General features: G+C 63.5%; 21 protein-coding genes. 10 read left to right on the top strand and 11 right to left on the bottom strand.

The genetic code is table 11. The features are described 5' to 3' along the window. Positions 1–3: 3 nt before the first annotated feature. The 6 genes from PQR67_RS31645 to PQR67_RS31620 form a co-directional block, all read right to left on the bottom strand. Positions 4–1,062 carry an ABC transporter ATP-binding protein gene (locus tag PQR67_RS31645; protein ID WP_408466741.1) on the bottom strand — a complete coding sequence of 353 codons (1,059 nt, stop codon included), beginning with the start codon at positions 1,060–1,062 and terminating at the stop codon, positions 4–6. A gap of 39 nt (positions 1,063–1,101) precedes the next feature. Further along, positions 1,102–2,706: an ABC transporter permease gene (locus PQR67_RS31640; protein ID WP_408466740.1), complete on the bottom strand. Its 1,605-nt coding sequence runs from the start codon at positions 2,704–2,706 to the stop codon at positions 1,102–1,104. After that, positions 2,707–3,738, bottom strand: a complete 1,032-nt coding sequence (locus PQR67_RS31635; RefSeq protein WP_408466739.1) for an iron ABC transporter substrate-binding protein — start codon at positions 3,736–3,738, stop codon at positions 2,707–2,709. An 82-nt stretch (positions 3,739–3,820) separates the two neighbouring features. Continuing rightward, the gene (locus PQR67_RS31630) at positions 3,821–5,197 is read right to left on the bottom strand and encodes a Dyp-type peroxidase (RefSeq protein WP_408466738.1); all 1,377 of its coding nucleotides are present in this window, start codon (positions 5,195–5,197) and stop codon (positions 3,821–3,823) included. An 88-nt stretch (positions 5,198–5,285) separates the two neighbouring features. Next, entirely contained in the window at positions 5,286–6,437 is a 1,152-nt protein-coding gene (locus PQR67_RS31625) for an NHL repeat-containing protein (protein WP_408466737.1), read from the bottom strand. Between the two features lie 112 nt (positions 6,438–6,549). Beyond that, positions 6,550–8,061, bottom strand: coding sequence for a carbohydrate porin (locus PQR67_RS31620; protein WP_408466736.1), 1,512 nt, complete (start codon positions 8,059–8,061; stop codon positions 6,550–6,552). A gap of 462 nt (positions 8,062–8,523) precedes the next feature. Here PQR67_RS31620 and PQR67_RS31615 point away from each other — a divergent pair, with 462 nt between their 5' ends. The 8 genes from PQR67_RS31615 (at position 8,524) to hutC (PQR67_RS31580) (ending at position 16,400) form a co-directional block, all read left to right on the top strand. After that, on the top strand, positions 8,524–9,354 hold the full coding sequence (locus tag PQR67_RS31615; RefSeq protein WP_408466735.1) for an arylamine N-acetyltransferase family protein: 831 nt from the start codon (positions 8,524–8,526) through the stop codon (positions 9,352–9,354). Between the two features lie 76 nt (positions 9,355–9,430). After that, a complete protein-coding gene (locus PQR67_RS31610; RefSeq protein ID WP_408466734.1) occupies positions 9,431–10,111 on the top strand; it encodes a methyltransferase family protein in 681 nt (226 codons plus the stop codon). Positions 10,112–10,475: 364 nt separating this feature from the next. After that, positions 10,476–11,300 (top strand): transporter substrate-binding domain-containing protein, encoded by an 825-nt coding sequence (locus PQR67_RS31605; RefSeq protein WP_408466771.1) that lies wholly within the window; start codon positions 10,476–10,478, stop codon positions 11,298–11,300. A 108-nt stretch (positions 11,301–11,408) separates the two neighbouring features. Continuing rightward, complete coding sequence (locus PQR67_RS31600) at positions 11,409–12,131, top strand: ABC transporter permease (protein ID WP_408466733.1); 723 nt, start codon at positions 11,409–11,411, stop codon at positions 12,129–12,131. A 15-nt stretch (positions 12,132–12,146) separates the two neighbouring features. Beyond that, positions 12,147–12,902: an ABC transporter permease gene (locus tag PQR67_RS31595; protein ID WP_408466732.1), complete on the top strand. Its 756-nt coding sequence runs from the start codon at positions 12,147–12,149 to the stop codon at positions 12,900–12,902. Between the two features lie 34 nt (positions 12,903–12,936). After that, on the top strand, positions 12,937–13,728 hold the full coding sequence (locus tag PQR67_RS31590; protein ID WP_408466731.1) for an ABC transporter ATP-binding protein: 792 nt from the start codon (positions 12,937–12,939) through the stop codon (positions 13,726–13,728). 55 nt (positions 13,729–13,783) lie between these two features. After that, a complete protein-coding gene (locus tag PQR67_RS31585; RefSeq protein ID WP_408466730.1) occupies positions 13,784–15,427 on the top strand; it encodes an HAL/PAL/TAL family ammonia-lyase in 1,644 nt (547 codons plus the stop codon). A gap of 289 nt (positions 15,428–15,716) precedes the next feature. Further along, complete coding sequence (hutC, locus tag PQR67_RS31580; protein ID WP_408466770.1) at positions 15,717–16,400, top strand: histidine utilization transcriptional repressor HutC; 684 nt, start codon at positions 15,717–15,719, stop codon at positions 16,398–16,400. Between the two features lie 113 nt (positions 16,401–16,513). Here hutC (PQR67_RS31580) and hutC (PQR67_RS31575) read toward each other — a convergent pair whose 3' ends face one another. The 5 genes from hutC (PQR67_RS31575) to PQR67_RS31555 are packed head-to-tail and all read right to left on the bottom strand — an operon-like array spanning position 16,514 to position 20,342. Beyond that, complete coding sequence (hutC, locus tag PQR67_RS31575) at positions 16,514–17,263, bottom strand: histidine utilization transcriptional repressor HutC (protein WP_408466729.1); 750 nt, start codon at positions 17,261–17,263, stop codon at positions 16,514–16,516. Beyond that, positions 17,260–18,129 (bottom strand): amino acid ABC transporter ATP-binding protein, encoded by an 870-nt coding sequence (locus tag PQR67_RS31570; RefSeq protein WP_408466728.1) that lies wholly within the window; start codon positions 18,127–18,129, stop codon positions 17,260–17,262. The genes hutC (PQR67_RS31575) and PQR67_RS31570 overlap by 4 nt, the downstream gene beginning before the upstream one ends. 19 nt (positions 18,130–18,148) lie before the next feature. After that, entirely contained in the window at positions 18,149–18,811 is a 663-nt protein-coding gene (locus PQR67_RS31565) for an amino acid ABC transporter permease (RefSeq protein WP_408466727.1), read from the bottom strand. A 29-nt stretch (positions 18,812–18,840) separates the two neighbouring features. Then, entirely contained in the window at positions 18,841–19,491 is a 651-nt protein-coding gene (locus PQR67_RS31560; protein WP_408466726.1) for an amino acid ABC transporter permease, read from the bottom strand. A 23-nt stretch (positions 19,492–19,514) separates the two neighbouring features. Further along, positions 19,515–20,342, bottom strand: a complete 828-nt coding sequence (locus PQR67_RS31555; protein WP_408466725.1) for a transporter substrate-binding domain-containing protein — start codon at positions 20,340–20,342, stop codon at positions 19,515–19,517. A gap of 304 nt (positions 20,343–20,646) precedes the next feature. Here PQR67_RS31555 and PQR67_RS31550 point away from each other — a divergent pair, with 304 nt between their 5' ends. Beyond that, positions 20,647–21,636, top strand: coding sequence for an isopenicillin N synthase family dioxygenase (locus tag PQR67_RS31550; protein WP_408466724.1), 990 nt, complete (start codon positions 20,647–20,649; stop codon positions 21,634–21,636). Continuing rightward, positions 21,633–23,081 carry an FAD-binding oxidoreductase gene (locus tag PQR67_RS31545; protein ID WP_408466723.1) on the top strand — a complete coding sequence of 483 codons (1,449 nt, stop codon included), beginning with the start codon at positions 21,633–21,635 and terminating at the stop codon, positions 23,079–23,081. Before PQR67_RS31550 ends, PQR67_RS31545 begins: the two co-directional genes overlap by 4 nt. Positions 23,082–23,088: the final 7 nt, after the last annotated feature.

Below are 23,088 nucleotides of genomic sequence, written 5' to 3'. Positions count from 1 at the left end.
CGCTCAAACCCGCGGATAAGCCGTCACTTCGCCATCCACGGCAAGCCGCACGTGTTCGCCCGGCTGCGGCGACAGATAGCCCGGCACGCGCGCGCGCACCACCGTGTGCGCGCCAGACTGCAATTGCAGCGCGACGCCCGCGTCCTGTCCCTGAAAGATCACTTCCCGCACCACGGCGTCAAAAGACGCTGCGCCATTCGGCATGGTTTCTTCCGCACGCAACAGACGGATCTGTTCGGGCCGCACCATGACGTCGACCGCACCGTTACCCATCGGCTCGCACAGCGGCAAATCGCCGAGCTCGCAGTTGACGCGATCCTGCTTGACCATGCCCGGCAACAACACCGCTTCGCCGACGAACGACGCAAGCTCACGCGTCACCGGCCTGCGGTACAGCGTCTCCGGTGTCGCGGTCTGGATCAGCCGGCCGTTCCACAGCACCGCCACCTCATGGCCGAGCGACAACGCTTCCGATTGATCGTGCGTGACGAGCACCGCAGTCGCGCCAGCCGCGGCGAGAGCACTGGCTACCGCCTGGCGCGTTTCGAGCCGCAAAGCCGCGTCGAGCGATGAGAAGGGTTCATCGAGCATCACCAGGGTCGGCGACGGCGCGAGCGCGCGAGCGAGAGCAACACGCTGCTGCTGGCCGCCCGACAACTGCTGCGGCGCGCGCCCGGCGAAGTTGGCCGGCAAGCCGACCAGTTCCAGCAATTCAGCCACGCGATGACGCGCGCGGCGCTGCGTGCGCGGCAAGCCGAACACGATGTTGTCCGCCACCGAAAGATGCGGAAACAGCGCGCCTTCCTGCGGCACATAGCCGATGCGGCGCTGCTCGGACGGCACGTGCAGGTTGTCGCCGGCCACGCGGCGGCCGTCGATTTCGACGCTGCCGCCGTCCGCGCGTTCGAAGCCGCACAAGAGGCGCAGCAAGGTGGTCTTGCCGCTGCCGGACGGTCCGAGCAGCGCGAGCAGCGTGCCGCGCTCGACGGAGAGATCGATGCCGTGCAACACCGGATGGCCGTCGAACGATTTTTGCAGTCCGCGGATACGAAGTTCGCTCATGAAAATCCGATGGAAAAAGCGGGCGAGAATGCGCGACGTTCAGCTGCGCTCGCCGAGCAACGCTGATTTGCCGAGCAACGCGAACAGGAGACCGGAGGCGAACAGCGAAATACCGGTCAGCAGTGCTGCATAGGGCGCTGCGGCGGCAAACGCCATCGTCGAGGTGTCGGCCCAGACCTGGGTCGCGAGTGTTTGCGTGTCGAGCGGGGAGAGCAGCAGGGTAGCGTTCAATTCGGTGACGACCGAGATGAACACCATCGCCGCGGCCGCGCCGAGCCCTGGACCCGCCAGCGGCAACACGACCCGGAACAGGGTCTGCGACCAGCTCAGGCCGAGCGCGCGAGCCGTCTCTTCAAGGCGCGGCTGTGCCTGCATGAAGGCGGCGCGCACACTCACCAGCGCCACCGGCATGAACAGCATCGCGTAGGCGATCACCAGCAGCGTCGCGCTTTGATAAAGCCATTGCAGCGCATGCACTGAGAGCGACACGATTGCCAGCGCGATCACCAGCCCGGGTATGCCTTGCGCCAGAAACACGGTGCGTTCGAACAGGGTTGCGAAACGGGTCGGGTAGCGCACCAGCAGGAACGCGAGCGGCACGACCAGCAGCGTGGTCAGCAGCGCGGCGGCAAGCCCGAACCCGAGCGACGAAATCGTCGCATTGAACAGCAGTTCGGGCGACACGTCGGCGGGTGTGACGGCAGCCGCGCCAGGTTGCGTGAGCCAGTAGCCGATCATGCCGAGCGGCACGCCGAGCGTGACGATCGCCAGCGCGGCGAAGCCGGCGACGACGATCCAGCGCCATGCGCCGAGGTCATAGCGCAACACGGCGCGACGGGTGCCGCGATCGACGCGTTCATAACGCGCCGCGCCGCGTACCCGAAACTCGAACGCCAGCACGATCAGGCAGATCACGATTAGCAGGCACGCGAGCAGCGAGGCACCGCCGCCGTCGAAACTGGTGCGGAATTCCGCGTAAATTTGCGTGGTAAACGTATGAAAGCGCAGCAGCGTAAACGCACCGAATTCAGAGAGCACGCCAAGCGCGACCAGCAGCATGCCGCCGAGCAGCGCCGGACGCAGTTGCGGCAGCACGACGCGGATGAACGTGGTCCAGCGGTTGCAGCCGAGCGCGCGCGCACTTTCTTCCAGCGCCGGGTCCATGCTGCGCAACGCGGCGGCCACGGGCAGATAAACGAGCGGGAAATACGCGGAGCTCAGCACCAGCAGCGCGCCGTTGAAGTCCTGCAAATCCTGACTCAGCGACACCCAGGCATAGCTCGAGATAAAAGCCGGCATCGCGAGCGGCGCGGCGGCGAGCACAGCCCAGACGCGACGCCCCGGCAAATGCGTACGCTCGACAAACCACGCGGCCGCCGTGCCGACGACAGCGCAGACGAGCGTGGCCGATACGGTAATTAGCAGCGTGTTGATCAGCAGTTCGCCGACGAGCGGCCGGAAGATCAGATCGACTGCCTCATCGAGTCCGAAGCTCGCGGCACGCCAGAAGGTAAACGCAATCGGCAGCAACACCAGCAAAGCGCTGAGTGCTGCTGCCGCGAACAGACCACGCGGCGCGCGCAAACGGGCGCGCGCCGGGGTATGGGTTACAGCCGGAGGTCCGGCTGACACAGCATCGCTCATTTACAGCAAACCTGCCTGACGCAGCAGCTTGCCGGCCTGGCTGTCGTCGCCGAGTTGCTGGATGGTCAGCGCCGGCGGATTCAGTTCAGTGAAGGGCTTGAGGATCGGGTCCGATGCCACGCCCGCGCGCAGCGGATATTCGAACATGACGTGACTGTTCGCCATCAACTGTTGCGCGCGGTCGCTAACCAGGTAGGCAAGAAACTTCTGCGCGCCGTCCGCATTGTGGCCCGACTTCAACACCGCTGCGCCCGACACGTTCACCGTCGCGCCGGCATCGCCGTTGCCGAAGTGATAGATCGCGCTGCGGGTTTTTGCGTCGCCGAGTTCAGCGTGCAGACGCGCCCAGTAGTAGTTGTTGATCAGACCGGTTGCAACGCCACCGCGATTGACGGCGGCCACCACGCCTTCGTCGTCGTCGAAAATCTGCGCGTTGGCTTTCAGGCCCTTCAGCCATTGCACGGTTTGCGCTTCACCCTTCAGCGCGAGCACGGCGCTCACCAGCGGCAGAAAATCGCCGTCGCTCGGTGCAATGCCGACCTTGCCTTTCCATTCCGGCTTGGCCAGATCGAACAGCGACTGCGGCAGTTGCGACGGTTGCAGCTTGGCCGTGTTGTAGGCCAGCACGTTTTCGCGCGCGGTCACGCCCACCCATGCACCGGTCGGCGAACTGAAGCGGGCCGGCACGGTGGCGAGCGTCGAGCTATCCACCTTGTTCAGCAGGCCTTTCTCTTCGAGCAGCATCAGCTCAGGCGAGTTTTCCGTGAAATACACGTCGGCGGGCGTCGCTGCGCCTTCCGCGACGATTTGCGCCGCCATCGCCGGGCCTTCGCCGTTGCGGATCTTCACCGAAATACCGGACTGCTTTTCGAAGTCTTTGGCGAGCAGATTGACGACCTGTTCGTGCTGCGCGTTGTACAGCGTGATCGACGCAGCATGGGCCGTCGACGGCACGGTGACGAACGCAGCCAGCGTGAGCGCGGCTGCGCTGCTGACGAGGCGCAGGCGGGTGCCAAACCAGGAATGAGCCATGATCCTAAAATCCGTTAGTGATGTTGTTGTCGGTCTTCGAAGCACCGCCGGCCTCGCGGCCGACGGCTTACTGCGACTTGCATTACGTCTCGAACAGCCCCGCGCCGATATACGAACCCGGCTTCGCGCCCGGCGGCACCGCGAACACCGCGCTGCCTACGTGCGTGGTGAACTGGTTCATCATGTCGAACTTCGCGAGCTTGTCGTTGATCGGAATGAAGCCGGTACGCGGGTCGCTCTGGTGAGCCACGAAAATCAGCCCCGCGTCGTATTCGGTTTCCTGACGCCATGGCGGCCAGCGCTCGATGTAGAAGTTCGTGCTGTCGTTGTACGAATAGGAGCGGCGCAGAATCTGCGCACCGTTGTTACTGGCCTGATTCGAGAGACGCACATGCGAGTTCTCCGGGATCACCGGATTGCCGTCCTTGTCTTCTTCCTTCAGGTTCACCGGATCGAACTCGTTCTTCTTGCCGATCGGCGCGCCGCTGTATTTGTGACGGCCGAACACCTGCTCCTGGAAGTCGACTTCGGTGTTGTCCCAGTGTTCGAGCGTGATGCGGATGCGCCGCACGACGGTGTAGGTGCCGCCTTCCATCCACGGTGCGTCGGCGGTGGCGCCGGCCCAGACGAATTCGTTCATCAACTGCGGCTTCGCGGTCGACGGATTGTTGGTGCCGTCCTTGAAGCCCATCAGATTGCGCGGTGTTTGACCGCGCGGACCGGACAGGAAACCGGACTGGCCCCAGCGCATCACAGCGACGCCATTCGCGAGGCGCGCCAATTGACGGGCCGCGTGAAACGCGACCTGCTGATCGTTCGCGCAGGCCTGAATGAACAGGTCGCCGCCGGTCTTCTGCTCGATCAACTGATCGCCGTTGAAACGAGGCAGATCGACGAGCGCGGCGGGGCGGCGCGCGGCGAGGCCGTAGCGATCCTTGCCGTCCTTGGTGAACAGACCCGGGCCGAAACCGAACGTGATCGTCAGGCCGCACGGGCCGAGGCCGAGCACGTCGCCGGAATCGGGTGCGGCTTTGGCGTTGGTCGGGCTGTAGGCCGCGTTGTTGGCCCCGGCATCGGCCTTCGTATCAGCCTTCGTGCTCGTCGGCTCCGCGTTGGCCGCGGCGCCGGTCGGCAGCGGCGCGGCCGTGTTGCCTTGCGTCATCCGCGCGGCGGCGTCGGTCCATGCGCGCAGCAGCGCGATCACGTCGTCGCGTTTGTCGGTCGTCAGATCGAGCGCCGCGACGTACGTGTGGCTTTGCTGCTGCGTGACGATGCCGCCTTGATGCAAGCCGTAGAACGGCTCGACCGCCTGAGTCGGATCGGCGGCGTGTGCCGGCGTCTTGCCCAGCGCGGCCTGGGCGACGCCGGTCGCACCGAGGCTCGCGCCCGCTGCGACCGCGGCACTGCCGGCCTTCAGAAAACCGCGCCGTGAGGGCCGCGGGGGTTGATCGTTTGCCATGGTTACTTCGCCTTCAGTTGGCCGTGGGGGCTGCCGGAAACGCTTCCGGCTCGACGGCCGGATTTGCGTCCTTAATTTGCCAGCTGGCTTACTTCGCCAGGACCAGCGTGTTTACGTCGTCCTGCACGTAATAGAAACCATCGCCTTCGGGCGTCAGCGCCAGACCGAACAGGTCGCCGTTGCCCGGGGGCGATTGCGCCTTGTCGGTGTCGATCCAGCGCGCGTAGATCTGTTTGCCGCTGGCAGGGTCGATTTCGACGATCTGGCCGTTCAGCGCGTTAGTGACGAGCAGGTGGCCGTTCGGCGCGGTGACCATGGCGAGCGGGCGGTGCAGCAGACCGTCGGCGGTCAGTTGACGGCCCACACCGGCGCTGGTGTCGCGCGTCATCGGTTCGTCGATTTCGGTGATGCGGTTGCCGATCGCGTCGGACACATAGAGCAGTTTCTGATCGCCCGACAGCGCGAGGCCGGTCGGACCGACGAGGAACACGCCCTTGTCCGCCTGTGCGCCGAAGCCGCTGCCGATCACGGTTTCCTTCTTCACGACCGGCGGCTTACCGGCCGGCACGTCGAGGTCCAGACGCAGCACGGTGGCCTGCTTGAACACCGGCGGATTGCCGTCCGCGCCACCCACGCCGAAGCCGGCGTTGCTGACGAACAGCGTCGCGCTAGTGCCGTTGTCGACGACCGCCATGTTGCCCCACGGATCGTTGATGTTCGGGCTGTTGATGGTCGACGCGATCTTGCCGTTCGGGTCGATCACGATCAGGCAACCTGCGCCCTTGGTGCCGGTGGTGCCGTCATTGCTCGGCGTGCTGCCGACGATCACGTAGCCCGACTTGAGCATCGTCATCGCGGTCGACAAACCGATGCCGCCCGGACATTCCTTCAGATCGCGCGGCACCGTCGCGAACACCGTCATCTGTTTGGTATCCGGATGATAGTTGACGATCGTGCTGCCGGTGCCTTGCAGATTGGTCGAGTTATTGAAGTTGCCGACCAGCACGTCGCCTTGCTTGACGGTGCCTGCCGTCACCGGCGCGACGACCACCGCATACGGATTCTGGTCGCCGTTGTCCGGCACGGTGTTGATCAGCGTCGTGTGATGCTTGATGGTTTCGAGGAAACCTTGTGGCTCGGCGTGCGCCACGCCGGCCGTCGCGAATGCGGCGGCGCTGACGGTTGCGGCAATCAGGGCCCGCGCGGCGCGGGGCGAATGTTTGCGCGTGGGATGGTTCATGAGTGTGCCTCCGTGCCGGAGCACAAAGCGGTAGTTGCGATCATGATCGAAAGCATGGGATTCGATTTGGCCTGGGTGTGCGAATGTGCGTAGGTAGTCATGGCGAACGGCATCAGAACGTGATGTTGGTTCGCAGGCCGATCACAAACGTGTTGCGCAGCGGCTGAGCCGGGTTGCCCGGATTCTGGCCGGCGCCGGCGTTGAACGTGTACTGCGCATCGGCTTGCAATTGCCACCACGGGTTGACCTGATACTGGTAGGTCGCTTCGAGCGTGGTTTCACTGGTGCGCACGCCATAGGGACCGCCGCTAAATGCCTGGTTATCCTGATCGAGGCCATTCGCGTGGTTGCCGATCTTGATGTAGGTGAGCGCGATGCCGGCGCTGTCGTTGTCGCGGCCGGCAAACGGCGCTTTCAACACGATGCCGAGGTTCGCCGAGAGGCTGACCAGGTTGCGGTCACCCGGTGCCCCCATCACGCGCCCGAACACGCTGAGGCTGCGCGGCTCGTCCGGATCCGGACGCCAGATCATCTGGTCGGCTACGGCGTAGAAGCTGTAGTCGCCGTGATGGTTCTGCGCGACGCCGGTGCTCGCCGGGTTCGCAAGCGAAACGCCGGTGTTGTCGAAGCGCTGATCAGCGAAGCTGCCGTTGTTGTACCAGACGCCGACTTTGTAGGTGCCCGGCAAACCGCCGCCACCCGCACCGACCATTTCACCGTCGGCCGGCTGGTTGATCGCGTACTGCAACTCGCCGATGTACAGCGCGCCGTTATGCAGGTTGAAGTTGGTGCCGCTCTTGTTGTTCGGATTGTTGCCGAGCGGATCGCCGTCGAAGACGCCGACGAGGGCCGTCAACGAAGGCGTGATCTGTCCGCGCACCCGCACGCCCAGGTCGGACAGCGGATAGGCGGGACCGCCGGACGGCATGTCGTAGGACGGCAGGGCAGGCCAGCCGAACATCGTGTTGACGAAGAGGGCCGCGTTCGAACTGGTGATGAATTCCTGATCGATACTTTGCTGACCGATCTTGACGTCGACGCGCTTGTTCAGGAACGACTGCTGATACCACAATTCCCACAGACGGGTAGCGTCATCGGCTTCAATACCGCTCGCCGTATTCAGCGTGCCCAGCTTGTTGGCGCTGAGATTGGCGCCGTGGATCTGCAACGCGCTGACGTTGAACAGGCCGCCCGGCAAACCGAACGCCTTTTGCGTATCCATCTGCAAGGTCGCGGTCGTGAGACCGTCGTAATCCGCGCCGCGCGCGAGGCCGCCACGCAGATTGTCGAGAACCTCACTGGTTTCGGTGAGCGCGAATGTCACGCCGTATTTGCCGAGCCACGGGCGCAGGCCGCCGATGTCGCCGAGCAACGTCGCGCGATTCCAGACACCGGTCCACTGATTCGTTTGAGTCGCCTTGATATTCAGGTCGGCTTCCGGCGCTTCGGGCGCGGCATCGGGATTGGCGTCGGCCATGGCAACGCCGGCGGTCAACGAAGCCCAGGCGAAAGCCGTGCAGAGCGCCACGCGCCGCATCGAAGGCAAACGCGAACGGCGCACGGCGCCGGCGTCGCGAAGCGAACGCGCCCGGTCGGCGGGTTCAGTTGATTGGGCGAACTTCATCGAAATCCTTATTTGTGTTGTATCGACTGATCTAACCATCGCGGCGTGACGTCACCGTGTGCCTGCGAGTTGCCACATCGGTTCGCGACGCCGGATGCAGCAGATGGCGAGATCGTACGCATGCGGAATAGGTGCGTCAACACAAATGAGAACGATTCGCATCAATATTACTAGGGTGTAATTCCGAACTTTACGGACTGCTACTAAAGGCTATTTATATGTAAATAAAATGGAATGAATATGTAATGTTTTAGTATGAATAGGGTGTGCCGAGCCGGTGCCGGGGTGGCCGGTATCCGGGCTTGCGATCGGGAGCGGGCGGGCGGAACGGGTCCACTACGGAAACATGGAAGGCCAGTGTGCCGGGCAGACAACAAAAGACGCTATGATCTTCTTCCGATGCCGCGCCGAGGCGCCATGCCTTGAAGTGCCCAGTCTCCAAACCATCTCGGGACGACACCGATGTCACACACCGTGAATCTGGACAATTACTTCACCCGCATAGGCTACCAGGGGCCTCGTGCGGCGACGCTGGAAGTGCTCCAGGAACTCCACAAGCTGCACCCCAGATCGATCCCCTTCGAGAACCTGAACCCGCTTACGCACCGCGCGGTAAAACTGGATCTCGAATCAGTCGAGCACAAGCTGATTACGCAAAAGCGCGGCGGCTACTGCTTCGAACAGAATGCGCTGTTCGCGAATGTCCTGATGCAGTTGGGCTTCAACGTCACGCCTCTGCTCGGCCGGGTCCTTTGGGGGCGGGAATCCGCCGCGATTCCCCCGCGCACGCACATGGTCCTGCGTGTCGACATCAGGAACGAAGCATGGATCGCCGACGTCGGCTTCGGCAGCGTGACGCTCACCGCGCCGCTGCGCCTGATCGCCGGCAGCGCGCAGCCCACGCAGCTAGGCACGTTTCGTCTGGCCGATGCATCGCACGGTGCGCTCTATCTCGAGGTGCAGTCCCGCGACGAATCCTGGGCGCGCGTCTACCGTTTCGACCTGCAGCCGGTCGAATGGATCGACTACGAGACCTCGAACTGGTACACCTCGACCGCGCCGGAGTCGGTGTTCCTGAACAACCTGATCGTTTGCCGGGTCCTGCCGGAATCGCGCCTGACCTTGCTCAACGACCAACTGAATGAACGCGCGGCGGACGGCCAGGTCATCGGCGAGCGGCAACTGAAGAGTGCGGACGAACTCGCGGCCTGCCTGCGCGGTCAATTCGGCCTGAATACGGGCGACATCGACATTGCAGAGGTATTCGGGCGCGTGAGTTCAGCTTCCGCCTGAGGCAAGAACGTAGCGGGCACCCAGGCGCGCGCATCCGCAATTACCAGCAACCCCTCACGAGCACCACAACCCAGCCATGATCACGCGCCTTATCCTGCAAACGGTGGTCTGGCTCGCATGCATGGGCGCGCTGCTGTTCGGCTCGGCAGGCACACTCGCGTGGCCCGCCGGATGGTGGTATCTGATCGAGACGGGCGGCCTGAGTGTATGGATCGGTTTGTGGCTGGCACGCCATGACCCCGCTCTGCTTGCCGAGCGTCTCGCACCGATCGTTCAGGCGCAACAAAGTCGCTGGGACCGGATCTTCATGGTGGCCGTGACGGTGGCGTGGTGCGCGTGGCTCGTCCTGATGGGACTCGACGCAATGCGTTATCGCTGGTCCGCGCCGTTTCCGGTTTGGCTGGTGAGCCTCGGCTCGCTGTGCATTTTCGTTTGCCTCCTCCTGTGCCTGATCGTCTTCCGGGCCAATAGCTACGCCGCGCCGGTCGTGAAGATCCAGACTGGCCGCGGTCATAAAGTCATCGACACCGGCCCGTATGCGCACGTCCGTCATCCCATGTACGCGGCCGCGCTGCTGTTGTTCATCGGCACGCCGTTACTGCTCGGCTCGTGGTGGGGCGTTGCCTGCGTGCCGGTGCTGGTGATCGGCCTCGGCTGGCGCACGGTACGCGAGGAACGCGTGCTGGCAGAGCAACTCGACGGCTATACCGACTACGTCTCACGCGTGCGTTACCGCTTCGTGCCGTTCATCTGGTAGGGCGCGCAATGCGCCGACCTGGAGTGCGCCAGCGCTTCCATTGCTAACTTCGCTAACCTGGCGCGTCAGCGCTTTCGTTGCCAACCTGTCTAGACAAAATAAAGCTGACTGACGCACCCGTTTATGACTGGTGCGTCACCGTCACGCCTTGAGAATATTCATGAAAGCCTTGTCGTACGGCATCGAATAGGGGCTTACCCGATGATCCATGCGATTTCGAATAAATCCGCTTGCGATCGCTTTTTGACTCATGCAGACTTGTCTATACAAATTAAGCAACAGTTAAAACATCCAGCTCGACGGTTTTCCCAATCCAAGGAGTTTCGACGTGAAAGTGAAGCGCACGACGTTAGCAAAAGCATTGATGGGTGCCGTTCTCGGCGCCGCGACGATTTTCGCGGCACCGGTGCAGGCCAAAGACTGGAAGACGGTGACGATCGCGCTGGAAGGCGGCTACGCACCGTGGAATCTGACTCTGCCGGGCGGCAAGCTGGGCGGCTTCGAACCCGAACTGGTCGCCAATCTGTGCGAGCGCATCAAACTGCAGTGCAACCTCGTGGCGCAAGACTGGGACGGCATGATCCCGGGTCTGCAAGCCGGTAAGTTCGACGTACTGATGGACGCGATCTCGATCACGCCGGAACGCGAAAAGATCATTGCGTTCTCGCGGCCGTACGCCGCCACGCCGGCCACGTTTGCCGTGACCGACGCGAAAGTGTTGCCCAAGGCTGCGCCCACCGCGGCCGTCGTCAAGTTGTCGGGCGACCCGAAAACCGACCAGCCCACCGTCGACGCGTTGCGCAAGCAGCTTAAGGGCAAGACCATCGGCATCCAGTCGGGCACGGTCTACACCAAGTTCATCAACGACGGTTTCAAGGACGTCGCCACGATCCGCGTCTACAAAACCTCGCCTGAGCGCGATCTCGATCTGGCCAATGGCCGTATCGACGCCTCGTTCGACGACGTGACGTACTACGCCGCCAACATCGACAAGAAAGACACCGCGTCGATCATCATGGCCGGCCCGAAGATCGGCGGCCCGATCTGGGGTCCGGGTGAAGGCCTCGCGTTTCGCAAGCAGGACGCCGACCTGAAAGCGAAGTTCGATACCGCGATCAGCGCCGCGCTTGCCGACGGCACCGTCAAGAAGCTCTCTGCCAAGTGGTTCAAGACCGACGTCACGCCTTGATTCGTTTTTCTTTGACTGGCCTGGGCGTTCAGAGGTAACCGCCTGCGCGGTGTAAAGAATCGCGCAGGCCGGCTGGTTCGATCCGCCGTAATGGATGAGGGAGTGGCAATGGCTCTGATAGAGATGCTCGGCTTCGGGCCGCAGGGTTGGGGCGGCGTGGTGCTGCTCGCGGCATTGATGACGGTCGCGCTCACGCTGGCGGCGCTCGCGGTTGGCGCCGTGTTCGGCGCACTGGTCGCGGCGGCCAAGCTGTCGCGGTTTCGCACGCTGCGCGTGATCGGCGATACGTACACCACGGTGTTTCGCGGCGTGCCTGAACTGCTCGTCATCTATCTGTTCTATTTTGGCGGCTCGACGCTCGTGACCACGGTGGGTCAATGGTTCGGCGCGGAGGGTTTTGTCGGCGTACCGCCGTTCGTGGTCGGCGCGCTCGCGGTCGGCATGATTTCCGGCGCGTATCAGGCCGAGGTGTACCGCTCGGCGGTGCTCGCGGTATCGCGCGGCGAACTTGAAGCGGCGCGCTCGATCGGCATGCCCACCCTGACCATGGCGCGCCGCATTCTGATTCCGCAAGTGTTGCGCTTTGCTTTACCGGGCATCGGCAATGTCTGGCAATTGAGCCTGAAAGACTCGGCGCTGATTTCCGTCACGGGGCTGGCCGAACTGCTGCGCGTGAGCCAGGTGGCGGCGGGTTCGACGCACCAGTACTTCACGTTCTTCGTGGTGGGCGGCGCGCTGTACCTGCTGATGACCGGCATCTCGAACCGGATCTTCAACCGCGCCGAAGCGCGCGTGGGCCGATCCTTCAAACGCAATTTCGCGCGCAACTGACAGGGACCGGACATCATGCATTTCGACTTCGATTTCCTGCTCGACACGCTGCGGCAACTGATCGCGGCCGTGCCAACCACGCTCGGACTGTTCTTCTGCTCGCTGATTCTGGGCGGCGCGCTTTCGCTCGTGATCGTCACGATGCGCGTGTCGCCGCACTGGCTGCCGAACCGCTTCGCGCGTGCCTATATCCTCGTGTTCCGCGGCTCGCCGCTGTTGATCCAGATGTTTCTCGTCTACTACGGCATGGGCCAGTTCGGCGTGATTCGCGAGAGCTTCCTGTGGCCCGTGTTGCGCGAGCCGTACATGTGCGCGGTGTTGTCCCTGGCGCTGTGCACCGCCGGATATACCGCTGAGATTATCCGCGGCGGTTTGATGGCCGTGCCGGTCGGTCAGATCGAAGCGGGCTATTCGATCGGCTTGTCGGGGTTCGCGCTGCTGCGCCGCGTGATCGGTCCGATTGCATTGCGTCAGTGTTTGCCCGCGTACTCGACCGAGGCCGTGCTGCTCGTCAAATCCACCGCGCTCGCGAGCCTCGTCACCGTGTGGGAAGTGACCGGTGTCGCGCAGCAGATCATTCAGCAAACGTATCGCACCACTGAAGTATTCATCTGCGCCGCGTTGATTTATCTGTTCCTGAATTTCGTCATCGTGCGTTTGCTCGGTTTCCTCGAGACGCGCCTGTCGCGCCATCTGCGTGCGGCGCCCACGCAAAGCGCGCAGAACCGGCCGGTGTCGACCACGACCGAAGCGCGCCGCGCTACGCCCTGAACGATTGCACTTCTTGCAGAATCTGGAGAATCCCATGAACGCTACCGCACCTGTTGCATTGTCGGTCAAGAACATCCATAAGTCGTTCGGCGACCACCACGTGCTCAAAGGCATTTCGCTCGACGCCCATCAAGGCGACGTGATTTCGATTCTCGGCGCCAGCGGCTCAGGCAAGAGCACCTTCCTGCGCTGCCTGAATCTGCTCGAAACGCCGGATGACGGCTCGGTGGCGCTCGGCGGCGAAGAGTTGAAGATGAAGCGGCGCGGCGACGGCAAGCTGCAACCGAGCGACCGCCGCCAGGTGGATCGGGTGCGCTCGCAACTCGGCATGGTGTTTCAGAACTTCAACCTGTGGTCGCATATGACCGTGCTGGAGAATCTGATCGAAGGGCCGATGCGCGTGCAAAAACGCAGCCGCGCCGAATCGGTTGAAGAAGCGGAAGCGCTGCTCGCGAAAGTCGGTCTCGCGGAAAAACGCGGCCACTATCCGGCACACCTGTCCGGCGGCCAGCAGCAGCGCGTGGCGATCGCGCGTGCGTTGGCGATGCATCCGAAGGTGATGCTGTTCGACGAACCGACCTCGGCGCTCGACCCCGAGCTGGTCGGCGAAGTGCTGCGCGTGATGCGCTCGCTCGCCGAAGAGGGCCGCACGATGCTTGTCGTCACGCACGAGATGGGGTTCGCCCGGCATGTGTCGAATCGCGTGATGTTCCTGCATCAAGGCCAGGTCGAAGCCGACGGTACGCCCGACGAAGTGTTCGTCGAATGCAAATCGGACCGTTTCCGCCAGTTCGTGTCGAGCCACCAGGATCGCACGACGCACTAATTCATCGGCATTCGCTGCTTACTCCCATCGTCACTTCACCGCGCAGAGCACTACCATGGCCGTGATCCGTTCCGATCGTCCTCTCGACTGGGTTCAGGTAGCGGCCATCGCCGCCGGCGAACCGCTCGAGCTTTCCACCGATGCCCGCTCGCATATCGCGGCGGCGCGCGTGCTTGTTGAACAGATCGTCGAGCGCGGGATTCGCGCGTATGGCGTGAATACCGGCGTCGGCGCGTTATGCGATGTGATCGTGTCGCCGTCCGAACAGCGCACGCTGTCGCGCAACATCCTGATGAGCCATGCGGTAGGCGTGGGCGCACCGCTCGGTGTCGCCGAAACGCGCGCGATCATGGCGGCAGCCGTCAACAATTTTGCGCACGGGCATTCGGGGATCCGTCTCGAAGTCGCGGATCAACTGGTCGCATTGCTCAATGCCGATTGCCTGCCGGAAGTGCCGGCGTTCGGCTCGGTCGGTTATCTGAGCCATATGGCGCATATCGCGCTGGTCTGTATCGGCGAGGGGCATGTGCGCTATCGCGGCGAACGCCTCAAAGGGCGTGACGCGTTGCAACTGCTGGGCCTCGAACCGCTGGTGCTCGATGCGAAAGAGGGCTTGTGCCTCGTCAACGGCACGCCGTGCGTGACCGGTCTCGCCGCCTTGGCGCTGGCGCGCGCCGCACGTCTGCTCGACTGGACCGACGTGGTTGCCGCGATGAGCTTCGAGAATCTGCGTGGCCAGATCGCGGCTTTCGATGAAGACGCGCTGGCGTTGCGTATTTCGCCGGGCCTGAATCTGGTCGGCGAACGGATGCGTGCGGCGCTCGCCGATAGCGGCATTCTCGCCGCGGTGGTCGGCCAGCGCACGCAAGACCCATTGAGCATGCGGACCATTCCGCACGTGCACGGTGCCGCGCGCGACGTGCTTGCCGGGACCGCCGACGTGGTCAATCGCGAGCTCGCATCGATTACCGACAACCCGATCGTCGCCGGTACGCCGGAACAACCGCGCGTTTATTCGCAGGCGCATGCGGTGGGGGCGTCGATCGCACTGGCGATGGACAGCCTCGCCACCGCGATCGCGCAAGTCGCGGCGATGGCCGAGCGGCGCCTCGATCGCCTCGTCAATCCGCTCGTGAGCGGCTTGCCGGCGTTTCTTGCGGAGCCGGGCGGCACCTGTTCCGGTTTCATGATTGCGCAGTACACGGCGGCCTCGCTGGTGGCGCAGAACCGGCGCCTTGCGATGCCCGCGAGTCTCGATGGCGGCATCACCTCCGGCCTGCAGGAAGACCACCTCTGCCACGCCACGCCCGCTGCGCTGAAAGCGCTGGAGATCGTCGACAACGCCGGGCGCATTGTCGCGATCGAATTGCTGGCGGCGGCGCAAGCTTACGATCTGCAAAGCATCGATGCACCGCGCGCGCCCCACACCGACGCACTCTGGCAACGCGTGCGCCGCGTCGTGCCGATCTACCGCGACGACCGGCCGCTCGCGGACGACATGTCGGTCGCGTTTCGCCTGATCGCCGACGGAATGCCGCCACCGCTGCCAAACCCGGGTAAGATTCGGCCCGGGCCGGAAGCTTCAGTCAGCGGCGCGAGTCCTGCCATCCGGGCGAGCGTGACGAGTATTGCCACCGCTGGCAAGCCTGGCGCCGATCCGGCGGCCAACGATGGCCGGGCGGCGGCCCATGCAGGTTGAAGGGCCCGGTTGCCCGGGCTTGAGTTGATTGGCTCGAATTCACGGATCGGACTGACGGTTCCGAATCGACGGATTGATTTTGACGAATTGCATTTACGGATTGCAATAACAGATTGCAATAACGGAGACAGCGCCGGTGAGCGGGCTTACCCGCCGGTGAACCGGCCAGAATGTGTACCACCCGCGTACCACCCACGAGGTCGACGTGAACACTATTACAAACACAAACGCGCAAATCGAAGAGACGCAGACCCTCCCTGGCCGCACCCAGGAGGCACCCGCCAAGGCGATGCCCGCCTATGAGCAGATCAAGCGCTACGTGCTCAGGCGTATCAATGAAGGGGACTGGAAGCCCGGTGGCTTGATCCCGTCCGAAACGGAACTGGTCAAGGAATTCGGCGTCGCGCGCATGACGGTATCGCGCGCACTGCGTGAGCTCACCACCGAACGCGTGCTGACGCGCGTGCAAGGTTCCGGCACGTTCGTCGCGCCGCAGGGCTACGAATCGACGGTATTGGAAATCCGCAATATTGCCGACGAAATTGCCGCACGCGGTCACCGTCATTCAGCGCGCGTATTGATGCTCGAACCCAGCGACGATCCCCACGCGCTCGAAGCGCTCGGCCTCACCGATGGCCCCGTGTTTCACTCGTGCATCGTGCATAGCGAAGAGGGCGAGCCGATTCAGTACGAAGATCGCTACGTCAATCCAAAGGTGTTTCCCGACTACCTGCAGCAGGACTTCACCGTGGAGACGCCGAATCACTACATGGTGCGGCTCGCGCCGATCCAGCGCGCGGAGTTTCGCATCTATGCACAGAAGCCCGACGCGTATGTGCGGCGGCATCTGATGATGGATATCGGCGAGCCCTGTCTGCAGCTATGGCGCCGCACGTGGGTCGGCGATGATGTGGCGACCTCGGTGCAGTTGTGGCATCCGGCATCGCGTTTTCATCTGGCGGGCAACGTCTAAGCGGCACGACGCGGGCGAGGGCCCGGCGTGCGCGCTGTTAGCCTTGGCCCTCTAGCCCTCTAGCCCTCTAGCCCTCTAGCCCTCTAGCCCTCTAGCCCTCTAGCCCGCTGGCCCTAGCCCTGTCGCTGCGACAGGTCCGGCGTGAACCGGCAGCCCAGCCGGTACCGCGAGCCCGGATGCACGAAACGTGCGAACGTGACCGCAACGCCACTCGTCCATGTGCGGCGCATCAGCGTCAGGCACGGCTCGTCGGCGCGAATCTCCAGCAATTCGGCTTCGGCCCGGGTCGGCAGACCCGCGTCCACGACATGCTCGACGTCGTGCGCCGGCACGGTCACGAACAGATACTCGGACGGCCTCGTCGTGGCGAAGTCCTGCTTCAGGAAGTCAGGCGCGGTTACCGGATTGACATAGCGGTCTTCGAGCTGCACCGGCAAGCCGTTCTCGCGATGCACGCAAATCACATGAAACACGGAAGTGCCGGGCGCAAGCCCTAGCGCGTTCGACACCGTCACCGGCGCGGTTTCGCGTTGCGCGAGAACCGTGTCGTAGCTGTATTCGTGCCCCCGCGAGCGGATTTCATCGCCGATATGGGCGATCATCAGCAGGGTGGATTGCGGCTTGGTTTGCGCAACGAAGGTGCCGACGCCCGACACGCGGGTGACGAGGCCTTCATCGGCGAGTTCGCGCAGCGCGCGGTTCGCGGTCATGCGCGACACGCCGAGTGTCGTGACCAGCTCCTGCTCGGAGGGCAGGCGCTCGCCCGCTTGCCGTCCGCCCGATTCGATGATCTGGCGAATATGGGTCTTGACCTGTTCGTAGCGGGCGGCCGGCGCGTCGCTCGCCGCTTGCGTGGTTTTCATTGCGGCTCTACGTCGTCGGGACCGCGCGCCCAGAACGCGTTGCGGTCGAAATAATTTTGCAGGAACTGCCGCAAACGCGGTTGCCCCGCATCGTGAAAGACTTCGCGCGGCTTGCCTTCTACGGCGATGCGCCCCTGGTCGATGAACATGACCTTGTCGGCGACCTGCGCGGCAAACCCCATTTCGTGCGTGACCACGGCCATCGTCATGCCGTCGCGCGCAAGCTGCTTCATCACGTGCAACACTTCGCCCACCAGTTCGGGATCGAGCGCCGAGGTCGGTTCGTCGAACAGCATGATGTGTGGCTCCATCGCCAGCGCGCGTGCAATCGCAACGCGCTGCTGCTGACCGCCCGAGAGTTTCGACGGGTAGGCATCGCCCTTATGGGCGAGGCCGACTGTTTCCAGCATCGCATTGGCGCGGCGGCGCGCTTCGTCATGCGAAAGATGGCGCACGCGCAGCAAGGCCTCCATCACGTTGCCCAGCGCCGTCATGTGCGGCCACAGATTGAATTGCTGAAACACCATGCCGACGTTGCGCCGCACGCGATTGATCTCGCTTTGCGACGCCCGCACGCGTTTTCCGTTGCGCTCGCTATAGCCGAGCAGTGCGCCTTCGATACGCACGTCGCCCTGATCGTAGGTCTCGAGCGCGGCGAGGCAGCGCAGCAGCGTGCTCTTGCCCGAGCCCGACGGCCCGATGATGCAGACGACTTCAGAGCGGGCGATCTCAAGATCGACGCCGCGCAGCACTTCGACTTCGCCGAAGCGTTTTTTCAGGTCGCGTACCTCGATCAGCGGCGTGCCGGGAGGCGTATCGAAGGCAGCGGTGGACGCGGAGGAGGGCATGTCGGCGATAGCGTTCATAGGGTGGTCCGGACTCCGTTCATGCCATGAAGCGCGCGATGCGGGTTTCGGCCCACATGCCAACGCGCGAGGTCAGTTCAACCAGCGCGAGATAGCACACACACAGCATCAGCAGCGTTTCGACGAAAGCGAAGGTGGCCGAGCCGATGCCGGTCAGCACGAACGTGAGTTCGGGGACGGTGACGATCGAGAGCACGGCGGTTTCTTTGCTCAGCACAATAATCAGGTTGGTGAGCGCGGGCACGATCAGCACCAGCATTTGCGGTACCTGAATGCGCAGGATGGCTTGCCAGCGGGTGAGTCCGAGGCAGGATGCCGCTTCGAGATGGCCTGGCGGCACCGATTGAAAGCCGGAGCGAAACGCTTCGGCGAAATACGCGCTGCCGTAGAGGCCCAGGCCGAGTACGCCGGCCGTCATCGGTTCGAGCGTGAGGCCGAAGGAAGGGCCGCCGTAGTAAAGCAAAAACAGTTGCACCAGGAATGGCGTGCCGCGAAACAGTTCGATATAGAAGCGCAATGCGCCGCGCACCCAGCGTCCGCAAAAGAGTTGCAGCACCGCGATCAGAAAGCCGATCAGGATGCCGATTGTCACGCCCGCGGCCCAGGTGCCGAGCGTGGTCGCGAGACCGGCGGCAATCGGCTGCAGATTGTGCGTGATGACGGTGGGGTCGAGCGTTTGCATGACTTATCCGATCTCGGGCTCAGAGGTGCTCAGGCGTGCTGCAAACGGTACTCGGCGGCGTGCGCAACGAGCGCCAGGCTTCCGCAGATCACGAAGTAAATCAGCCCGGCGGCGACATAGGCCTCGAGCGGCCGATAGGTGCTGGCCGCAATGTTCTGCGCGGTGCGTGTCAGTTCGGCCACGCCCACCACCGAGATCAGCGACGAAGCCTTGATCAGCAGCACCATTTCATTCACGAGCGAGGGCAGCGTCAAGCGAAACGCCTGCGGCACCAGAATGCGCCGCAGCATATCGAATGGCGAAAGCCCGAGCATGCGCGCGGCTTCGAGATGGCCCGGCGCAATGCTGAGGAAGCCGCCGCGCAGAATCTCGGCGATATAGGAAGCGGAACACAGCGACACGGCGCTGATTGCCGCGACGATGGGCGAGACATTGATCCCGGCGAACGGCAGCAGGTAGTACACCAGCAGCAGTTGCACGAGCATCGGCACGCCGCGAAAGAAGAATACATAGGCGCCGCCGAACATGCGCGCGGCGCGCTTCGGCGAAAGACGCGCGGCACATACGCCGATCGCGACAAAGAAACCGATCAGGAGACCGGTCAGCGAAATGCCGATCGTGGCGAGCGCGGCATGCAGCAGCAGCGGCAAACCCTGGAGGAACACGGTTGTGCTGAACATACGCGTCGCGCTCGCTCAATGCATCAGTAGTTCGGCGTGGGCATCGTGGTCGGCGCATCCATCGCGACACCGAACCACTTTTTCTGCAAGGTCGCGAGGCGCCCGTCGTTGTGCATTTTCACGAGCGCGGCGTTGAAGGCGTCGGCAAGCGGCTTGCTATCCGCGTCTTTACGCAGGCAGTAAGCGAAGTACACTTTCGCGCCGAACGGCGGCTGCACCACGGCGAAGGCCTCGGGCCGCTGCTTGGCGACATACGCGATGTTGGTCATCGAGTTCGCGACCGCCGCGATGCGGCCGGCGGCGAGGTCGGCGTAGGCCTGATTGTTGTCGACGTATTCGCGGATTTCAGGCGGCTTCGGCAAGGTGGCGACGTACGCCTTCAACTGGTCGAGTTGGGCCGAGCCTTTACCCGCGCCGACCGTCTTGCCGGCAATATCCGACGATTGCTTGACGGAGGCGTCGTTGGCGCGCTTGAGCAGCGCGTCGGTCGCGTCCGCGACCGGCAGGGTGTACGTGTAGCGCTCCATGCGCGCCTTGGTGACCGTCAGCGGGCCGCCCACCATATCGAACTTGCCGGCTTCGAGACCCGGCAGCACGCTCGGCCATGGCAGGTCGATGAAGCGTACCTTCACGCCCAATTCCTTGCCGACCTCGGCGAACAGATCCTTGTTGAAGCCCGCTTGCTGGCCGTTTTCAAGGAAGTCGAAAGGCGCGAACTGCATCTCGGTGCCGACCACCAGTTCGCCTGCTTTCTTTACTTTGGCGAGCTGGTCTTCCGCGTGGGCGCTGACGCTTGCCGCGCACAACGCCAGCATGACCAAACGACACTTCCAGCCTGCAAGGATGCTCATGGGATTCTCCGGTTGGCAAAGCGGTGTCGCGCGAAAGCGGTTCGTCAGCCGACCCTGCGCGAGTCATTCGAGGCAGTATATACCGCACTTTTCGCGCGAAATAAATAAACGCGCGAGTAGAGAAAAGCCCTTATGCGAGGCCCCGCGAAGCAACTTGCGGGTGCGCTTTTGGCGGTATATACAACGAAGATGCACGAGGGCGCACAAGGAAGCACGAGGGAGCACGAAGTGCTCGAATGCTTCGCAAGCCGATCCGCCAGTCTCTTTCATCAGTTGAATTGAATTGTTTCCTGGGAGCAGCGAAATGCCCGTGACCCGCATTCCGATCATCGATCTTGCCGGCGTTCGCGCGGGCGACCCGCAGGCTTTGACACGCGTGGCGCATGAAATCCGCGAAGCATGCACCACGATCGGCTTCTTCTACATCGTCAATCACGGTGTGCCGCAAGCGGCAATCGATCTAGCCGCACAGGCGGCGCGCACGTTCTTTGCGTTTCCTGTCGAGACCAAGCGGCGCGCGGCGGTCAATCAACGGCATCGCGGTTTCAACGCGCTCGGCGACGCCACCATGTATCAGGCGAAGCGCCCCGACTACAAGGAGTTCTTCAGCATCGGCCTCGAATTGCCGGAAGACGATCCCGATGTGCGCGCGGGGCAGGCGCTGCGCGGGCCGAACAACTGGCCGGATTTCATGCCTGAGTTGCAGCCCGCGCTTTACGGTTATTACGAAGCGGTGGCCGCATGCGGCGCCGATCTGCTGCGGGCGGTCGCGATGAGTCTCGGCGTCGACGAGCATTTCTTCGCACCGCGCTATACGAAGCGGATGCAGCGCACGCAGATGGTCTACTATCCGCCGCAGCCGCCTCAATCGGACGCGGATCAGTTCGGCGTCGCGCCGCATACGGATTACGGCTGCATTACCCTGCTGTGGCAGGATCAGGTGGGTGGCTTGCAGGTGCGCGAGATCGCCAACGATACGTGGGTCGATGCGCCGCCGATCGAGGGTAGCTTTGTGGTGAACGTCGGCGATCTGCTGGCCCGCTGGACCAATGACCGCTTTCGCTCCACCTTGCATCGCGTGGTCAATGCGTCGGGGCGCGAACGCTATTCGATCGCGACGTTTTATGATCCCACTTACGGAGCGATGGTCGATCCGCGTGAGCTCGGTACGAGCGACGCCGATCTCAAGTACCAACCGGTTGCCGCGGGCGACTACATTCTTGGACGGATCAACGATTCGATGGGCTATCGGAAGAAAGCCGCCGTGGCAGGGACGCAAGGAACCACTGCATGACAGATAACAGTTTGGCAAACGGCGCAGCGAGCAACCCAGGCGGCAACGCAATCCACCACGCCGCGCCGCTGTCCGCCACGCTCGATGCGCTTCGCGCCGTGCTCGGTGCCGACGCGGTGCGCGTTGGCGAGCAGATCGGCGCACACGCGATGACCGACTGGACACGTCACGATCCGACACGTCCGGCTGCGCTGCTCCTGCCGCGCAGCACGGAAGAAGTCTCGCGCGCGCTGGCGATTTGCCACGCGGCACATCAACCCGTGGTGCCGCAGGGCGGCATGACCGGCCTCGCCGGCGGTGCAATTGCGCGGGCCACCGATATCGCGCTGTCGCTCGAACGGCTCACCGGCGTCGAAGAGATCGATACCGCCTCGGCCACGCTCACCGTGCGCGCCGGCACCACGTTGCAAACCGCACAGGAAGCCGCCGCCGAAGCCGGCTTCGAACTCGCGCTCGATCTCGGCGCACGCGGCTCGTGCCAGATTGGCGGCAATCTGGCGACCAACGCGGGCGGCAATCGCGTGATCCAGTCGGGCACCGCGCGCGACCAGGTGCTCGGCCTCGAAGTCGTGCTCGCCAACGGCGACGTGTTGACCTCGCTCGGCAAGATGGTCAAGAACAATACCGGCTACGACCTGAAACACTGGTTCATCGGTTCGGAAGGCACGCTCGGCGTGATCACGCACGCGGTGCTGCGGCTCCATCCACCGCGTGTGGCACGCCACACCGCGCTCGTCGCACTCGACGATTACGATGCCGCCGTGCACCTGCTGCGCCGCCTGTCGACGCGCTTTGGCAACGACATCGGCGCGTTCGAGATCATGTGGCCGGATTTCTATGATTTCGGCGTGAAGCTGACGGGCACGCGTTCACCGTTCGCCGATTCGCACCCGCTGTATGCCCTGATCGAACACGCGAGTTTCGACGCAAGCGACGACGGTGAACGCTTCTCCGCCGCGCTGACCGAAGCGCTCGAAGCAGAAGCGATCCGTGACGCGGTGATCGCGCAATCGGTGGCCGACGTGCGCGCGTTATGGGCGATTCGCGAATGCACCGCCGAGTTTCCGGTGCGGCTCGATGCAATCAACTTCGACGTGAGCTTGCCGATCGGCGAGATCGGCGCTTTCGTCGACCGTTGCCGCGCTGCGCTCGACCAGCGCTGGCCGGGCAACGCGTCGTATTTCTTTGGGCATATCGGCGACTCGAATCTGCATGTCACCGTCGACGGCCATTCGATCCCAGGCGTCGATCATCGTGCGGTGTATGGGTTCGTCTACGAGATGCTGGGGCCGTTGCGCGGCTCGGTGTCGGCGGAACACGGGATAGGCTTGCTCAAGCGCGAGTACTTGCCGATCTCGCGCTCACCGGCTGAATTGGCCGCCATGGCCGCGATCAAACACGCTTTGGATCCGCACGGCATTCTGAATCCAGGCAAGCTGTTCTAAGCGAGGG

This window comes from Paraburkholderia fungorum, assembly GCF_046026025.1.
GTDB lineage: Bacteria > Pseudomonadota > Gammaproteobacteria > Burkholderiales > Burkholderiaceae > Paraburkholderia > Paraburkholderia fungorum_E.
This window is presented reverse-complemented; position numbering and strand designations above follow the sequence as displayed.

Coding starts and splice junctions, on each gene's coding strand:
- PQR67_RS31630 (WP_408466738.1), bottom strand. CDS start 5,197: ATGGCAAACGATCAACCCCCGCGGCCCTCACGGCGCGGTTTTCTGAAG.
- PQR67_RS31555 (WP_408466725.1), bottom strand. CDS start 20,342: ATGAGCATCCTTGCAGGCTGGAAGTGTCGTTTGGTCATGCTGGCGTTG.
- PQR67_RS31565 (WP_408466727.1), bottom strand. CDS start 18,811: ATGCAAACGCTCGACCCCACCGTCATCACGCACAATCTGCAGCCGATT.
- PQR67_RS31600 (WP_408466733.1), top strand. CDS start 11,409: ATGGCTCTGATAGAGATGCTCGGCTTCGGGCCGCAGGGTTGGGGCGGC.
- PQR67_RS31640 (WP_408466740.1), bottom strand. CDS start 2,706: ATGAGCGATGCTGTGTCAGCCGGACCTCCGGCTGTAACCCATACCCCG.
- PQR67_RS31590 (WP_408466731.1), top strand. CDS start 12,937: ATGAACGCTACCGCACCTGTTGCATTGTCGGTCAAGAACATCCATAAG.
- hutC (WP_408466729.1), bottom strand. CDS start 17,263: ATGAAAACCACGCAAGCGGCGAGCGACGCGCCGGCCGCCCGCTACGAA.
- PQR67_RS31550 (WP_408466724.1), top strand. CDS start 20,647: ATGCCCGTGACCCGCATTCCGATCATCGATCTTGCCGGCGTTCGCGCG.
- PQR67_RS31645 (WP_408466741.1), bottom strand. CDS start 1,062: ATGAGCGAACTTCGTATCCGCGGACTGCAAAAATCGTTCGACGGCCAT.
- PQR67_RS31585 (WP_408466730.1), top strand. CDS start 13,784: ATGGCCGTGATCCGTTCCGATCGTCCTCTCGACTGGGTTCAGGTAGCG.
- hutC (WP_408466770.1), top strand. CDS start 15,717: ATGCCCGCCTATGAGCAGATCAAGCGCTACGTGCTCAGGCGTATCAAT.
- PQR67_RS31560 (WP_408466726.1), bottom strand. CDS start 19,491: ATGTTCAGCACAACCGTGTTCCTCCAGGGTTTGCCGCTGCTGCTGCAT.
- PQR67_RS31595 (WP_408466732.1), top strand. CDS start 12,147: ATGCATTTCGACTTCGATTTCCTGCTCGACACGCTGCGGCAACTGATC.
- PQR67_RS31615 (WP_408466735.1), top strand. CDS start 8,524: ATGTCACACACCGTGAATCTGGACAATTACTTCACCCGCATAGGCTAC.
- PQR67_RS31610 (WP_408466734.1), top strand. CDS start 9,431: ATGATCACGCGCCTTATCCTGCAAACGGTGGTCTGGCTCGCATGCATG.
- PQR67_RS31545 (WP_408466723.1), top strand. CDS start 21,633: ATGACAGATAACAGTTTGGCAAACGGCGCAGCGAGCAACCCAGGCGGC.
- PQR67_RS31635 (WP_408466739.1), bottom strand. CDS start 3,738: ATGGCTCATTCCTGGTTTGGCACCCGCCTGCGCCTCGTCAGCAGCGCA.
- PQR67_RS31605 (WP_408466771.1), top strand. CDS start 10,476: ATGGGTGCCGTTCTCGGCGCCGCGACGATTTTCGCGGCACCGGTGCAG.
- PQR67_RS31625 (WP_408466737.1), bottom strand. CDS start 6,437: ATGAACCATCCCACGCGCAAACATTCGCCCCGCGCCGCGCGGGCCCTG.
- PQR67_RS31570 (WP_408466728.1), bottom strand. CDS start 18,129: ATGAACGCTATCGCCGACATGCCCTCCTCCGCGTCCACCGCTGCCTTC.
- PQR67_RS31620 (WP_408466736.1), bottom strand. CDS start 8,061: ATGAAGTTCGCCCAATCAACTGAACCCGCCGACCGGGCGCGTTCGCTT.